This window comes from Streptomyces sp. NPDC048185 (assembly GCF_043202495.1).
In the GTDB taxonomy this organism is placed as follows: Bacteria; Actinomycetota; Actinomycetes; order Streptomycetales; family Streptomycetaceae; genus Streptomyces.
This window is the reverse complement of record NZ_JBIDAN010000012.1, coordinates 168979-183464: the sequence shown is the minus strand read 5'-3', so window position 1 is coordinate 183464 and position 14486 is coordinate 168979. Positions and strand designations below refer to the sequence as shown.

General features: G+C 71.7%; 14 protein-coding genes. 12 read left to right on the top strand and 2 right to left on the bottom strand.

Annotated elements, in window-relative coordinates; all coding sequences use genetic code 11:
- Positions 1-27: 27 nt before the first annotated feature.
- A complete protein-coding gene (locus tag ACGF3H_RS29710) occupies positions 28-969 on the bottom strand; it encodes a ScbA/BarX family gamma-butyrolactone biosynthesis protein (RefSeq protein ID WP_362500207.1) in 942 nt (313 codons plus the stop codon).
- A 267-nt stretch (positions 970-1236) separates the two neighbouring features.
- On the opposite strand from ACGF3H_RS29710, the gene ACGF3H_RS29705 reads away from it, so the two are divergent.
- From ACGF3H_RS29705 to ACGF3H_RS29685, 5 genes are all read left to right on the top strand, one after another.
- Positions 1237-1890, top strand: a complete 654-nt coding sequence (locus tag ACGF3H_RS29705) for a ScbR family autoregulator-binding transcription factor (protein WP_362500208.1) — start codon at positions 1237-1239, stop codon at positions 1888-1890.
- Positions 1891-2046: 156 nt separating this feature from the next.
- Positions 2047-2745 carry an HAD family phosphatase gene (locus tag ACGF3H_RS29700; protein WP_362500209.1) on the top strand — a complete coding sequence of 233 codons (699 nt, stop codon included), beginning with the start codon at positions 2047-2049 and terminating at the stop codon, positions 2743-2745.
- Positions 2746-2747: 2 nt separating this feature from the next.
- Positions 2748-3509 carry a glucose 1-dehydrogenase gene (locus ACGF3H_RS29695; protein WP_362500233.1) on the top strand — a complete coding sequence of 254 codons (762 nt, stop codon included), beginning with the start codon at positions 2748-2750 and terminating at the stop codon, positions 3507-3509.
- 198 nt (positions 3510-3707) lie between these two features.
- Entirely contained in the window at positions 3708-4295 is a 588-nt protein-coding gene (locus ACGF3H_RS29690) for a TetR/AcrR family transcriptional regulator (RefSeq protein WP_362500210.1), read from the top strand.
- 116 nt (positions 4296-4411) lie between these two features.
- On the top strand, positions 4412-5272 hold the full coding sequence (locus ACGF3H_RS29685; RefSeq protein ID WP_362500211.1) for a transketolase: 861 nt from the start codon (positions 4412-4414) through the stop codon (positions 5270-5272).
- 53 nt (positions 5273-5325) lie between these two features.
- Here ACGF3H_RS29685 and ACGF3H_RS29680 read toward each other — a convergent pair whose 3' ends face one another.
- Positions 5326-6213: a helix-turn-helix transcriptional regulator gene (locus ACGF3H_RS29680; protein WP_362500212.1), complete on the bottom strand. Its 888-nt coding sequence runs from the start codon at positions 6211-6213 to the stop codon at positions 5326-5328.
- A 389-nt stretch (positions 6214-6602) separates the two neighbouring features.
- Between ACGF3H_RS29680 and ACGF3H_RS29675 the strand changes: the two genes are divergently transcribed.
- From ACGF3H_RS29675 to ACGF3H_RS29645, 7 genes are all read left to right on the top strand, one after another.
- Complete coding sequence (locus ACGF3H_RS29675) at positions 6603-7943, top strand: NDP-sugar synthase (RefSeq protein WP_362500213.1); 1341 nt, start codon at positions 6603-6605, stop codon at positions 7941-7943.
- A 24-nt stretch (positions 7944-7967) separates the two neighbouring features.
- On the top strand, positions 7968-8669 hold the full coding sequence (locus tag ACGF3H_RS29670) for an SDR family oxidoreductase (RefSeq protein ID WP_362500214.1): 702 nt from the start codon (positions 7968-7970) through the stop codon (positions 8667-8669).
- A gap of 240 nt (positions 8670-8909) precedes the next feature.
- Entirely contained in the window at positions 8910-10205 is a 1296-nt protein-coding gene (locus ACGF3H_RS29665; protein ID WP_393587839.1) for an IS701 family transposase, read from the top strand.
- Complete coding sequence (locus ACGF3H_RS29660) at positions 10202-11698, top strand: maltokinase (RefSeq protein ID WP_362500216.1); 1497 nt, start codon at positions 10202-10204, stop codon at positions 11696-11698. The genes ACGF3H_RS29665 and ACGF3H_RS29660 overlap by 4 nt, the downstream gene beginning before the upstream one ends.
- Before the next feature lie 39 nt (positions 11699-11737).
- On the top strand, positions 11738-12721 hold the full coding sequence (locus ACGF3H_RS29655) for an NAD(P)/FAD-dependent oxidoreductase (protein ID WP_362500217.1): 984 nt from the start codon (positions 11738-11740) through the stop codon (positions 12719-12721).
- A 109-nt stretch (positions 12722-12830) separates the two neighbouring features.
- Entirely contained in the window at positions 12831-13535 is a 705-nt protein-coding gene (locus ACGF3H_RS29650; protein WP_362500218.1) for an EthD domain-containing protein, read from the top strand.
- An 86-nt stretch (positions 13536-13621) separates the two neighbouring features.
- Positions 13622-14458: a type 1 glutamine amidotransferase domain-containing protein gene (locus ACGF3H_RS29645; protein WP_362500219.1), complete on the top strand. Its 837-nt coding sequence runs from the start codon at positions 13622-13624 to the stop codon at positions 14456-14458.
- Positions 14459-14486 lie beyond the last annotated feature (28 nt).

Genomic DNA, 14486 nt, shown 5'->3' with positions numbered 1-14486 from the left:
CTCCGGGCCGGCGGGGCCGGGCCCGGCTCAGCTCGCGGGCAGCCGCCGCAGCGTGGTGATGCCGGAGAAGACGCAGATGTCCCGCTGGACCGCGGTGACCAGGACCCGGTGCTCGTCCGCCCTGCCCGCCGGCAGCAGATCGGTGTGGATCCAGCACGGCGCGTCCAGTTCGGTGTAGCGGGCGAACACGACGTCCATGGCGACGGCGCACACCGGGGCGGGATGGACCGCGGCGTGCGAGGACTGGCGCGCCGCTTCGAGGAGAAGCATGCCCGGCGCGTGGTCGACGGGGTGGTCGAAGAGGACGGGATGGTTGAGGTCGACGCGCAGCTGGCTGCGGCGCGGTGAGTTGGTCGGCGACAGCACCACGTCGGCGAAGGCCTCGCGCGCCACCTGGGCGGGAGCGACCGGCGGGGTGAGCGGCAGGGCGTGCGCGGTGGCCTCGCCGAGGTCCGCGTAGGGCCCGCGCAGGCGCTTGTACAGCGCCGGGGCGTGGTTGGCGAAGCGGGTCTGGGCGGTGCCCACCCGCACACCGTCGCGCACCACGGCGACCTGCATGTCCAACGAGGCCAGCCGCCCCGACCGGCGGACGACGTCCCGGCACGCCACCTGCAGCTCGATCTCCGCCGTCGCCATGGCGTCGACAGCGAGCGCCATGGGGTCGAGGGCGTAACTGAAGTGGCTCCAGGACTGACGGTGGCCGAAGGGCACACCGTAGGCCGCATGGCTCAGCAGCGGCACGCACTGACGCACCGACTCGGCCAGCAGAAGCGGGTCGAGCAGGTCGTGCCGAGGGGCGTAGAAGCTGTGGTTCTGCGGCCACCGGGCGCGTATGACGTAGTCGTCGTCACCGTGCCGGTGCCACTCGGTCAGCAGCCGCTCGGCGTTCGCGCTCTTGTGGACCTGCTCGCTCGTGACCGGCGCGCCCTCTGCGCACGATGCCGAGAACGTCGGAACGGTGCTGTGCATACGTCATTTCCCCCTAGAACGTACGGATCTGCGAGGCTTACCCGAGGCGCGTACCGGCCCTCGAGCTGTGCTGGTGACGTGCTGGAGAGCTGCTCAAACTTTAGAGAGTGCTCTCTTTTTTTCAAGTCAAGGCGGGGCAAAGAAACCTTCGCAGGGCGCCGCAGGACCATGAGAATAAGGGGCAAATCAGACAGTCCGCGCCGGGTGGCTTCCTCCCGGCGCGGTATCGAGTAAGTTAGAGATCGTTCTATTTACTTTGGAGGGGCGATGCGGCAGCCAAAGCAGCAGCGAGCTGTGGAGACGCGCGAGAGTATCCTGCACGCTGCGGCGGAGCTCTTCGACGAGATGGGCTACGCCGCCGCCGGCATCAACCGGATCCTCGAGCGTGCCGGTGCCACGGCCGGCTCCCTGTACTTCCACTTCGAGTCCAAGGAAGGGCTCGCGCGTGCCGTGATGAGCAGGCAGTCCGACAGGATCCTGCCGCTCCTGGAGTCCGAGGGGCTGCAGCGGCTGGTGGACATCACGCTGCTGTGGTCGCGCCAGCTCCAGACCGACGTCGTGCTGCGGGCCGGTGTCCGGCTGACCACCGAGGCGGGGGTCCTGGGCATGGGCGGTGCGGACAAGCCGTACGCCGCCTGGGCACAGGTGATGGAGGAGTGCCTGCAGAGCGCCCGTGAACTGGGGGAGCTGCAGGCGGGGGTGGACCCCGGGCAGGTGGCCGAGCACGTCGTGGCGGCGTGTACCGGCATGCAGCTGCTCTCCGAGGCCGCCAGCACCGACCGCGCGGACCTGCTGCACCGTACGCAGCGGATGTGGCAACTGCTGCTTCCGGGGATCGCGGTCCCGGCTACGGTGGTCCGGCTCGACCTCGACCCGCGCCGTGCGGAGGCGCTGGAGCGGGCCGAGCCGGTGTCCGGCTGAGGCCGGGACGCCCGTTCACGAAAGGCGCCTTCGCGGGCGCCTCCCGCAGTGACGCACGACCGCACGGAGCAAGGGCGCGCGTGCGGAGCAGCCCATGAGCGCGTGGCAGCGCACGGCGCCCCGGCCGGGTACCGGGGCCGAAGACGGGGAGAGTTCATGACACGGAATCTCGGGCGGCTGAGGCTTGCCGCGGTCAACATCGACGGGGTGCTCCTCAACGACACCTTCAGCCCCGTCATCCACGGGTTCGTGGTCGGACGCGGCGGGCAGTACACGGCGGAGACCGAGCGGGCCGTCTTCTCCCAGCCGCAGCACATAGCCGGCCTGCGCATGGCGGAGGCGGTTCCCGAGCCCCTCACCGGGGAGCAGGCGCTGCAGGCCTACTTCGCGGAACGGGAGAAGTACCTCGAGCGCCACCCGGTCGCCCTGTCGGAGGGCGCGGTGGACCTGCTGCACCGTCTGCGGAGCCTGGGACTGCAGGTGGTGTGCTACGGAGGCCTCGCCAAGGAACACTTCGACACCCACCTGGGGGCCTTCGCGGACCTGTTCGACGGCCCCGGGTACGTCTGCACGAACGACTTCCGCCCCGGGATCCACGAGATCGTCACGCAGACGTTCGGCCTGAAGCACGACGAGGCACTGGTCATCGACGACGTCGCCCGCGTGGCCGAGGAGGCCCGCGTGCTGAACGTCGCCTTCATCGGTCACCCCAGCACCTTCGTGCACAGCTTCCAGTGGCACCTCATGGCCGAGGCCGGGGTGCGGCACGTCGTGAGCGGGCTCGACCGGATCGACGCCGAGCTGCTGCACCGGATCGACGCCGAGGCGGCGGCCGGCAGGAGCTGGGAGCGATGAGCATGCTGGACGGCAAGACCGTCATGATCACCGGGGCGTCCAGCGGCATCGGGGCGGCCGCCGCACGGCTGTTCGCCCGGCAGGGCGCCGCGGTCTGCCTGATGGCCCGGCGCGCGCAGCGGCTGGAGCTCCTCGTCGACGAGATCACCGCGGCGGGCGGGAAGGCCCTGGCGGTCGGCGGCGACGTGACGCGCGGTCAGGACGTCGCCGACGCCGTCGCCCGGGCCGCGGACACGTTCGGCGGCCTGGACGCCGCGTTCAACAACGCGGGGTACGCGACGGCCGGACAGGTCCTCCACGAGATCGACGAGGAGGTCTACACGCGCACCATGGCGGTCAACGTGCGGGGGGTGTGGAACTGCCTCGCCCACCAGATCCCCGTCATGCTCGCGTCCGGGCGGGGCGGAGCGGTGGTCAACACCTCCAGCGTGGCCGGCGTGGCCGCCACCGGGGCCTCGGCCGCCTACGTGGCCGCCAAGCACGCCGTGATCGGCATGACCAAGGCGGCGGCGGCCGACTACGGCGCCCAGGGCGTCCGCGTCAACGCACTCGTCGTGGGCAGCACGCGCACCGAGATGATGGACGACGTCATCGCCCGGACACCGCAGCTGGAGCAGGTCTTCATGGACGCGGCGGTGCAGAAGAGGATGGCCGACCCGGACGAGGTGGCCCAGGCGGCGGCGTGGCTGTGCAGCGACCTGTCGTCGTTCGTCACGGGAGCGGCCGTGCCGGTCGACGGGGGAGCCACCGCCCTGTGCGACTGAACGGGGCGCCCTCCGGGGGCCGGGAGACGCTGCCCACGGACAGCGCCTCCCGGCCCCCGGCCTGCGGTCCGCCGCATGCCTCCGCCCGCGCCTCCACCCCGCAGCGAATTAAATAGAACGATCGCTTTGCTTTAGGGGTGTGGTTCGACTACTGTCTTCCCGGGACGGCGGATGGCCGCCGCGGCCGCGGGAGGGCGGATGGTGACTCAGGACAGGGCCGCGCGCACGCGTCAGGCGCTGATCGCGGCCGCGGCCGCCGACATGGACGTCAACGGCTACGACGGGGCCACCCTCTCCGCGATCAGTGCGTCGGCGCACGTCTCCATGGGGGCGCTGACCTTCCACTTCGCCAGCAAGCGCGCGCTGGCCGAGGGTGTCGTCCAGGAGGCGTCCGCCCTCACCCGCGAGCGTGCGGAAGCTGCCGTCGCGGGCCAGTCCTCTCCGCTGCCGGCCGCGATCGCCCTGCTGCAGCACCTTGCCGACCTGCTCGACGAGAGCGTGGTGGTGAGGGCGGCGGCCCTGCTGGCGCGGGAGAGGCCGGAGGCGGTGCCGGGCTGGCACCAGGCCTGGGTGCCGACGCTGCGTCAGCTGCTGCGGGAGGCGGACAGGAGGGGGGAACTGCACCAGGAGGCCCGGCCCGTCGCGGTGACGACGCTGGCGGTGTACCTGCTGACCGCGGTCGAGGTGCACCGCGGCTCCCCCGTCGGGGAGGGCCTCGGCGCGGAGCACTCCCTGTCGCGGCTGCTGCCGTTCGTGCGGCGTGCCGTCGCCGCCGGGAGCACGTGACCCCGCACGTCCTCCGCGGACCGCCCGGACGGGCGGCACCGGGGGGATTCTTTCGGCCCAAAAAACAAAGAGAGCATTCTAAATGTTCTTCGATCTTCTCTGAGAGGGGTTTCGCCATGGGGGCTCCAGCGATCCTGGCGGAGGACGTCTACCGCGAGGAACTGGCAAGGATGGGCGCGGAGGACGGCCGAGTGGTGTGTGTGGACGCTCTGCCGGGCGGTGCCCGGCACCCTTTCGAGACGGCTCATCCGGACCGGTTCTTCCAGCTGGGCAGCGTCGGGACCGCCATGGTGAACATGGTCGAAGGGCTGGTCACCGCCGGGTTCAGGGTGTTCGTGTGCGGACTGGGCACGGGCCTGGGGGCGGAGCGGCTGCCCCGGCTGGCCCTGGCCCATCTGCGCTCGGGTGCGTCGGTCGTGGTGCCGGACTCCCAGGCCGATCCGGTGGAGCTGCTGCGGACACCGCGCGTCCGGATCGCGGCGCCCAGCGGCGTGCAGGAGATCAGGGCGGTGGTGCGCGGTGCGGCCCGCTCGGGGCGGCCGTACCACATCCGCATCGGCGCGGGGGCCCCCGCCGACGTGACGGCGGGCTGGGCCGGGGCCGGCGACGGGGACATCCCCTCGGTCGTCTGGGACGTCGCCCGCGGCTCCGGCCGGCGCGCGGACCCCGGGGTCTGCCTGGTCTCGGTCGGTGAGGACGGCACCCGGCTCGCGCTGGCGGCCCGGGAGCGCGACGCGGGGCCCGCGCACGCGCACCTGGTGTACCTCGACGACAGCCATCTGGCCGCGGCGGCGGGCGAACTGGCCCGTCGCCACGACCGGTTCGTGGTGCTCGGCGGGTACCGGGGGCCGGGCGGGGTGCGCGGTCGGCTGAGCCGGCTGATGCCGGGCTGCGAGGTGCGGGAGGTGACGCCGGGCGGCGACCTCGCCGCCGACGTCGACCGGGTGCTCTCGGCCGTCGAACGGCTGGGGCGATGAGCGGCATCCGGAGCGGCCCGAGGCGGCCGCTCCGGGCGGGCCCGGCCCCCGGGTCAGTCGCCGCGCGGCGCCTCAAGGAGCTCGGAGCGGGCCAGCAGGTAGGCGAGATGGGCCCGGCTGCGGCCGCCGACCAGGTCCGAGGCCTTCTTGATGTGGTGGGACACCGTCCTGCTGCTGATGCCGAGCCGCTTGCCTATCCCCGCGTCCGTGTGGCCCTCGACCATGAGCTTCAGCACCGCCCGGCGGGTCTCGTCCGTCAGCAGCGGGGGCCTGCTGTCCTGGCTGACGGCGACCGGCTCGGCCCGCTGCCAGGCGTGGTCGAAGACCTTGACGAGGTAGTGGATGAGCGCCGGATGCTCCACGGCGAGAGCGGTCGTCTGCTGGTCGTAGCGGGGGTCCGGGATGAAGGCGATGGAGCGGTCGTAGACGATCAGCCGGTCGACGACCTCGTCCAGCGTGCGCACCTGGGCCCCGGCGTTCGTCACCCGCTCTATGTAGGCCAGCGTCGGACCGTGCGCGCGCACCGAGTGCTGGTAGAGCGTGCGCTGGCGCACCCCGCGCTTGTTCAGGCGCAGGGTGCGGGGCAGGGTCCTGCCCAGGGCGTCGGGATCGCGGGCCCCGCCGGGATGGGCCGTCAGCAGTTCCTCGCGGCAGGCCTCCGAGGCTCTTTCGAGCGCCGCGTAGATGACATCGGCACCGTGCAGCAGGCGCACCGACGCGGCCGAGGTGCGCTGCTGCGTGCGGTACACGTCCTCGGCCGCGGACAGCGCGTCGTAGATGCCCGCCACCGTGTGCTGCTGGGCCAGGATGGCGCGCTCCAGCGGGCGGGTGAGGTCGTGGGAGGCGATGTCCGGCGGCACGGCCACCCAGCGGTCACCGGATTCGGCCTGCCGTCGCATCAGGCCCAGCTCGATCAGGCAGTCCGGGATGTCGTCGGACACGAGGCCCTCGGCCAGCGCGCGGCGGTAGCAATCCAGCCCGCGCTCGCACAGAGCTACGACATTCGGTTGTGGGCTTATGTCCGGATCCCTGCACACATTTCCCCCTTGCTGGTTCCTGCAATGCACGATCCTGAGCCTACCCGTCCGTGGATTCCAGCCTTTTGCGCGCCATGCTGTTTGAGGCGGAAGGGCGCGGTGCCTTTTCCGCCGGACAGAAGGGATGGAAATGCAACAGGAAACGGGGTCGGCCTTGTTGCTGCACAGGGTTCCCGCGCCCCTTGTGGAATCGGACGACGAGAACTGGAGTGCCGCTCCGCGCTAGAACAGCGGCCAGGTGGACCGGAAACCGGAATACGACGCACAATCCATATTCGCGGGGGGCAGTGGGCGTGAACCGTGACGAGGAAACAGTAGGCATCATCCTGGCCGGCGGCAGGGGCGAGCGGGCCAAGCCGATCACTCTCAAGTCCCCGGACTACATCCGGAGCAAGGCGCTCATCCCGTTCGTCGGACGACGTCTGGTCGAGTGGATGACGGACGCCTGCCGGGCGCAGGGCGTGCGCCGGTTCTACGTCGTGACCCACGGCCTGGAGAACCGCGGCCAGATCAAGCTCCTGCTCGGCCACGGTGAGCGCTTCGGCGTCGACATCACCTACTCGCGTTCCCGGTTCGACCGGTACAACGTGGGCTCGGCCGGTGCCACCCTGCACAACCTCGAGCAGTGGGACCTGCAGGGCCGCGCGCTGGTCCTGCCCGTCGACTCGCTCTTCGACTTCGACCTGGCGGCGATGGAGGCGACCCACAGCGCCCGGGGCGCGGTGGTCACGGTCGCGTCCGTGGCCCGCACCGCGGCGGAGATCGCCGGCAAGTACGGCGTCATGCGGACCGACGAACGCGGGCTGGTGCAGGGCTTCGTGGAGAAGCCCGGCCTCGCCGAGCTCGGTGCGCTCTTCCCGCGGACGGCCGGCGATCCCGGCGCGACCCTCGCGACCAACGCCGGGATGTACCTGGTGGACTGCGGCCGCCTGCGGATGCTCGCCCGCGAGCCGGACCTCTTCCGGCAGTCCCACCAGCGCCTGGACTGGGGCGGCGACCTCCTGCCCCACCTCGCCGGACGGGGCGTGCCGGTGGCGACCCACACCATCGGGCGCCTGGGCGACATGGGCAACGTGCCCGACTACCTGCACACGGTCCGCCTCGTGCTCGACGGCGCGTACGAGCAGATGAACCGGCTGATGCCGGCCCCCGACCGGACGGATCCGCGCTGCTGGATCCACGAGAGCAGTCTGCAGACCAAGGACGACGTCGCCGGCACCACGCTGGCGCAGAAGATCGACGACGGCTCGGTCGTCATCGGCCCGGGCGTCCGCATCGGCCGCGACGTCGAGATCGGACCCGGAGTGCGCCTGGAGCACACGGACGTCGGCGACGGGGCCGACATCCGCGAGGGCGCCACCCTCGCCCGGTCGGCGGTGGGCGAGTCGGCGGTGGTCGGCAGCTGGGCCGACATCACCGACACCTACATAGGCCCCATGGCCCAGGTGCTCTCGGAGCGCGTCAGGCCACTGCGACTGGAGCAGTTCTCGGCCATCGGCGACGGAGCCGTGCTCTGGCCGGGATCACGATTCTGCGGGGTCACCGTGTACCCCCGACTGCGGGTGCCGACGCTGGCCGGCGTACCCGCACAGACCGAGCTCAGGCGCGCTGACGACATCCTGCGCTGGGTGTGACGGCGCTCATCCCTGGAGGGCACCATGCATAACCCCATTGCCGTCATCGGAGGGGCCGGCCGGACAGGCGTGCTCATCACCCGCCGGCTGACCGAGGAAGGCCGCCGCGTACGAGTGATCAGCCGCGACCCGGACAGCGCGGCGCTTCCGCCCGGAGTGGACAGGCACCGCGCCGACGTGCGCTACGCGCACGCCCTGGGACCCGCGCTGCGCGACTGCTCCGGCATCGTGTTCACCGTCGAGCCGGGCACCGCCGACTCCGGCCCCCACAGCCCCGGGACCACCGTCTACGACGGGGTGCGCAATGTGCTCGCCGCGGCCGCCGACGGCGGGCGGCGCCCGCACATCGTCCTGGTCAGCCAGATCTACGTGACGCGGCGCGAGCACCCGATGAACGCCTACGGCAGGCTGCTCGACTGGCGGCTGCGCGGCGAGGACGAGGTGCGCGCCTCGGGCCTGCCCTACACCGTCGTACGCCCCAGCTGGCTGACGGACGGCGACGTCGCGGGCGCCCGGGTGCGCCTCGAACAGCACGACCGCGGCGACGGCTGGGTGTCGAGGAAGTCGCTCGCGGAGGCGTGCGTGCAGTCCCTGCGCCTGCCGGCCGCGAGCGGGACGACCTTCGAGCTCTACAACGAACCGGGGGAGGAGCCCGCCGACTGGGGCCCGCTGTTCGACCGGCTGGTCCCCGACCGGGTCCCCGCGTACCCGGGGCCCGTCCGCTGACGACCGCCTGACCCCCGCACGGCGGGGCGCAGCCCCCTCGACCGGCTCGCCCCCGCCCGAGACCTGCCGGGCATTCCCCCGTCACCGGCAGGGGGACACGGGGCCGGTACCGGCCCCGTGTCCACCACCGCTCTTCCGACGTCGCCCGTCGCCGCGCCGCCGGCGCGCACGCCCGAGACCGGCACGCGGTGACGAGGCCTGCCCGAATTCGGAGGCCCTCTGTCACCGCAGCACTGATCCGTGGCTCACCGGAACGTGACTCACGTATTCGATGGAGAGGGGAGAACAGTGTCCGCACAAGACCAGCAGACGCTTCCCGACGACATTTCACCGAACGAATTCGCCGAGGTTCTCTCTGCGCTGCGCTCCATTCCGCGAAGCGACCAGCGACGCTGGGGCGAAGTGTATGTGCGCGGGCTGCTCGCGGTCCGCGGGAAGAAAACCATGCGCGCTCTCGCCAATGGCGCGGGCAGCGGGGCCGAGCAAAGTCTTTACCAATTCATCAGCAAGTCGCCCTGGGACGCCGACCCGGTGCGCGGCGACCTGGCGCGGCTGTTCGTCGAACGCGCCCAGCCCCGCGCCTGGGTGGTGCAGCCCCTCGTGATCACGAAAGTGGGCCAGCACTCCGTCGGAGTGGAACGGCAGTGGGTCTCGCAGATCGGACGGATCGTCAACTGCCAGCAGGCGATGAGCGTATGGCTCGCCGGGGACCGGGGGAGCTGCCCCGTGGACTGGCAGCTGGCGCTCCCCGAGTGCTGGACGGACCAGGAGGACATGCGCCGCCGTGCCTCCATCCCCACCGACGTCGGATCGTGCCCGCCCGAGCAGTGCGCCGTCGACTCGGTGAGCAAGATGGCACGGCAGTGGGGACTGCGCGGCCGGCCGGTGGTGATGGACCTGCGGCAGACACCGCCGCAGCCGGTCTGCACAGAACTGATGTCCCGCCAGCTCCCGTTCGTCGTCCGGGTCGACCCCTCCTCCATCACCCCGGTGCCGCCCGGACCGAAGACCGCGCCGGACGGACCCCCGGACGGGACCCGGAGCTGGGTGGGCTCGGCCGGCCTGCTCTCCGCGCTGCACAGGCAGCGCATGCCGGTGGAGTGGTTCGACCACACGACACAGACCATGCGCGCCACCTCCGTCGGCGCCGCCCGCGTCGCACTGCGCACGGGCCCCACCGGTCACGGACAGCCCGACCGCCTCGACCTCGTGCTCCTGGCCGCCTGGACGGACCCGGGCCGGCGCTCCCCGAGCGAGTTCTGGCTCTCCAACCTCGCGCAGTCCCAGCTCGGCACCGTCTACCGCACGGCCATGCTCTCGCGGCGCGTGGAGCGCGACCTGGCGGAGGTGAGCGACGGCCTCGGCGTCCGCGACTTCGAGGGCCGCTCCTACCGCGGCTGGCACCACCACATGACGATGGTGTCCCTGGCGCACGCCGCCACCGTCCTCTCGCCGTCCCGCGCGCAGGGCCCACCCGCCCCCACGGGCCGCATCACGCTCGTCCCGTCACACCGCACGAAGGCGAGCGCCGTATGACCGCCACCGGTCAGCACACCGCCACCCCCCGCCGCCCGGCGGGCCCGGCCGCCACGGACCTGGATGCGATCGTCGGCGAGCTGTGCCGGCTCCTGCCGGCCTGGCTGCCCGGCAGACGCTGGTACGCCGGCAAGGGCCACGGCCTGTCCGAGGTCCGGCCCCTGCTCGCGGAGATCGTCGTACCCGGCACACCGGCACTGCTGCAGACCGTGTTCCGCACCGACGACGGCGCGTGCTACCAGCTCCTGGTCGGCGCCGCGCCCGGCCCGCCCGGTGCCGGTGTGCCCGCCGACGCCGTCATCGGCAGCGCCCGCACACCGGACGGACGGCGGCTGACCCTCTACGAGGCGAGCACGGACCCCGAGCTGCTGTCCGCCCTGCTCGACCGCTTCGTCGCGGCCGAACCGTGCGGAGCCCTGGAGTACCACCACGTCCCCGCAGCGGTGATCCCCTCCGGACTGCGGGCCAGACCGCTCACCGGCGAGCAGTCCAACACCTCGGTGGCCTTCGGCGACCGCATGATGCTCAAAGTACTGCGCCGCATCATGCCGGGGGCCAACACCGAGCTGGAGATGCTGACCGCACTCGAGCGGGCCGGCGACGTGCCCAGCGCGGCACCGCTGGCCTGGGCGCAGACCGCCGCACTGCAGGGCGCGGAGCCGGCCGCACTGTGCATCCTCCAGGAGTTCGTGCCCTCGCGCGGAGACGGCTGGAGCATCGCCACGGCACAGGCGGAGGCCTGCATCCGCGGAGCATGCGCGTCCCTCACGCCGCCGGGCGGCTTCTCGGACGACGCGTTCCGCCTGGGACGGGCCACCGCCCAGGTGCACCGGGCACTCGCCCAGCAGCTGGAGAGCCGCCCCCTGAGCCTGCCCGAAGCCGCCGAACTGACCGACACCCTCCTGGCCCGGCTCGACGACGCCCTCGACGAGGTACCCGACCTCACCCCCTGCGCGCGCGGACTGCAGAACGCCTACCGGGACCTGAGCGAAGTGGTGCGGCGCGGCAACCCGCTGCCCGTCCAGCGCATCCACGGCGACCTCCACCTGGGACAGGCACTGCGGACCGCGGACACATGGGTACTGATCGACTTCGAGGGCGAACCCGGACACCCCTTCGCCGAGCGGCGCCACCTGCAGCCGGCCGTCCGCGACGTCGCCGCCATGCTGCGCTCCTTCGACTACGCGGCACACCACGCCCTCGGCGACGTCCTCGGCGCCCCGCCCGGACGACAGGCCCCGCACGACCCGCGCGGCGCGCGCCTGGCACGCCGGGCCTCGGCCTGGGCCCTGCACAGCAGGCGCGCCTTCTGCGCCGGCTACACCGCGGCAGGCGGCCCGGACCCGCGCACGAGCCCCGTGCTGTTGAGGGCCTTCGAGGCCGACAAGGCCGTGTACGAGGCGCTCTACGAGGCCCGCAACCGGCCCGAATGGCTGCCCATACCGCTCGCCGCGGTGCGCCGCCTCGCACACGGCGGCCGCCCGGCGCACTGACCGCGACGGCGCCGACGAGAAGGGAAAGGGGACGTGGCCGTGACCACGCAGACGAACGACCTGGAGGACCTGGGGAACCCGGACGACCCGGACGACCCGGACGGTGCGGGCGGCGCCGACGTCGCCGTGGTCGGAGGAGGCCCGGCGGGGCTGTCCGCCGCGCTCCAACTGGCCCGCTACGGACGCCGGGTGATGGTCTTCGACACCGGGCAGGGACGCTCGACCCACCACCAGACGAACCGCAACTACCTCGGCTTCCCCGACGGCATCGCCACCACCGAACTGCGCGACCTGGGCCGGCGCCAGCTCGCCCACTACCCGCACGTGCGCATCGCCGCCCACCGCGTGACAGGTGTGGTGGGCGATGCGCGGCGGGGCTTCACCGTCCAGGCGCAGGGCCACGTGTGGTGGGCCAGGACGGTCGTCCTCGCCACCGGTGTCCTCGACCACTTCCCGCACTTCCCCCACTGGCAGGAGTACGTGGGCCGGTCGATGTTCTGGTGCATCGCCTGCGACGGGTACGAGAGCCGCGGACGCCGCATCCTCGTCGTGGGACACACCGACGCCGCAGCGGGCGAGGCCATGCAACTGCACAGCCTCACCGAACGGGTCCGGCTGCTCACCAACAGCCGCAGCAACGACATCAGCGACCGCTTCGCACGCCGCCTCGCCGCGGCCGGCGTCCCCGTCGTCCACGACCGCATCGAGGCGGCCGAGGGCACGGACGGCCGGCTGTCGGTCATCGTGACGCGGGGCGGCCGACGCCTGGAGCTGGACGCCCTGTTCTCCATCCAGGGCGCCACCCCGGAGACGGCCGTGGCCCGCGGCCTCGGCGTCCGCCTCAACGCGCACGGCTACGTGGAGGTGGACACGGAGCAGCACACCTCGGTCCCCGGCGTGTACGCGGCCGGGGACATCACGGCACCGCATTCCCACCAGGTCTCCGCGGCGGTGCAGGAAGGGGCACAGGCCGCCTCCGCGGCCAACTACTTCCTTTATCCACCGGAGCTGAAGGCAGACTGACAGCGGAAACGCGCCACCGGCGCGACAGTTCAGAAAGTCGATTTCCCTTCTTTGGCTTTCCCGGTGACCGCTGGACATGATGAACGAGCCCGTCCCGAAGGAGAATTCGATGATCCACCAGTTCATTCTGGCGGCGCCCAAGCCGGGCATGACCGCACAGGAATTCCAGGACTACTGGGTGAATGTGCACGCGGTGCAGTACGCATCGAAGATTCCGCAGATCCGCAAGTACATGGTCGACACGGTGGTGGACATCGAGGCGAACCTCGGTGAGCCGGCGCTGCCGCACCAGGGCATCGCCGAGATCTTCCTGGCCAACGGCGAGGAGCAGCTGGCCTCCCTGCAGACCGAGGAGTTCCTGCAGGGCGCCCGGCTCGACGAGCCCAACTGGGCCGCCTTCTGGCAGACCATCGTCATCGACACCACCGCGCACGAGATCGTCCCCGGCCCGCCGCCGGCCAGGGGACGCGAGTGGGTCAAGCTCACCGTGCTGCTGAAGCGGCGCCCGGGCCTGCCCCTGGACGACTACCGCAAGCAGACCCTCGACGCGTACGCCTCCGTCGTCAAGGCAACCCCGGGGCTGCGCCGCTACCTGCACGCCCACACCGTGGACGGCGCCTACGTCTTCGGGGAGGCGGCCTTCGACAGCGTCGAGCAGCTGTGGTTCGACGACCGGGCCGCCCTCGAGGAAGCGCTGCGCTCGCCCTGGTTCACCGAACAGGTGAAGGCCGCGCGCGAGGAGATCGCCGACCCGAAGTACGTCTTCTCCCTGGCGGCCCGGGAGAACTGGATCATCGGCCCCGAGGCCCGCTGATCCCCCTGATCCGGTGGCTCAGGCGCCGCCCCCTTGCGTCGCGGCGCCCGGCCACCCCTTTCGAACCGAAGACCGAAGGAGTCGGCGTGCCCAGGAAGAACGCCAAGAAGATCCTCGTGATCCTGTCGGAGTACGGCTACTGGGGCGAGGAGCTCGTCGGGCCCCTGCACCACTTCGACCAGCGCGGCTACGAGGTGGAGTTCGCCACCCCGACCGGCAAGCGGGCGCACGCGCTGCCCCCGTCGATGGACCCCGGGTACATCGACCCGCCGCTCGGCCGCTCGGTCACCTCCGAGGAGGTCGCCAAGCTCACCCGGGAGATCGACGCCTCCACCCGCCTGGACGACCCGATCGACATCTCCCGCTGGATCCCCGAGCGCCCCTACACGGCGGACGACGACTACCTGCGCAAGCTGGAGGCCTACCACCGGGCCGTCGACGTCGTGGCGCAGGAGCTCGAGGACTACGACGCCCTGCTCATCGTCGGCGGCTCGGGCCCGGTCGTGGACCTCGCCAACAACGAGCGGGTGCACCAGATCATCCTGGCCTTCCTGCGCGCGGACAAGCCGATCGCGGCCGAGTGCTACGGCGTCGCGCCGCTGGCCTTCGCCCGCGACTGGGAGGACCGCACGTCCATCATCCGGGGCAAGCACGTCACGGGCCACTGCAAGGAGTACGACTACAAGGACGGGACCGGATTCCTCGGCACCGACTTCGTGATCGGCCCGCCCCCGTACCCGCTCGAATACATCCTGCGCGACGCCACCGGACCCGAGGGCCGCTACATCGGAAACTTCGGGAAAGAGACCTCGGTGATCGTGGACTACCCGTTCATCACCGGGCGTTCCACGCCGGACTCCTACCTGACCGGAGAAAAGGTCGTCGAGGTGCTCGAGGACGGCCTGCGCCGCTTCGGCTGGTAATTCCGCGGCAACGATCGAGAAATCGAGA

Bases quoted from the DNA above. Each gene is read 5' to 3' on its own strand.
- ACGF3H_RS29690 (WP_362500210.1), top strand. From the start codon at position 3,708: ATGGTGACTCAGGACAGGGCCGCGCGCACGCGTCAGGCGCTGATCGCG.
- ACGF3H_RS29650 (WP_362500218.1), top strand. From the start codon at position 12,831: ATGATCCACCAGTTCATTCTGGCGGCGCCCAAGCCGGGCATGACCGCA.
- ACGF3H_RS29710 (WP_362500207.1), bottom strand. From the start codon at position 969: ATGCACAGCACCGTTCCGACGTTCTCGGCATCGTGCGCAGAGGGCGCG.
- ACGF3H_RS29670 (WP_362500214.1), top strand. From the start codon at position 7,968: ATGCATAACCCCATTGCCGTCATCGGAGGGGCCGGCCGGACAGGCGTG.
- ACGF3H_RS29705 (WP_362500208.1), top strand. From the start codon at position 1,237: ATGCGGCAGCCAAAGCAGCAGCGAGCTGTGGAGACGCGCGAGAGTATC.
- ACGF3H_RS29695 (WP_362500233.1), top strand. From the start codon at position 2,748: ATGCTGGACGGCAAGACCGTCATGATCACCGGGGCGTCCAGCGGCATC.
- ACGF3H_RS29660 (WP_362500216.1), top strand. From the start codon at position 10,202: ATGACCGCCACCGGTCAGCACACCGCCACCCCCCGCCGCCCGGCGGGC.
- ACGF3H_RS29685 (WP_362500211.1), top strand. From the start codon at position 4,412: ATGGGGGCTCCAGCGATCCTGGCGGAGGACGTCTACCGCGAGGAACTG.
- ACGF3H_RS29700 (WP_362500209.1), top strand. From the start codon at position 2,047: ATGACACGGAATCTCGGGCGGCTGAGGCTTGCCGCGGTCAACATCGAC.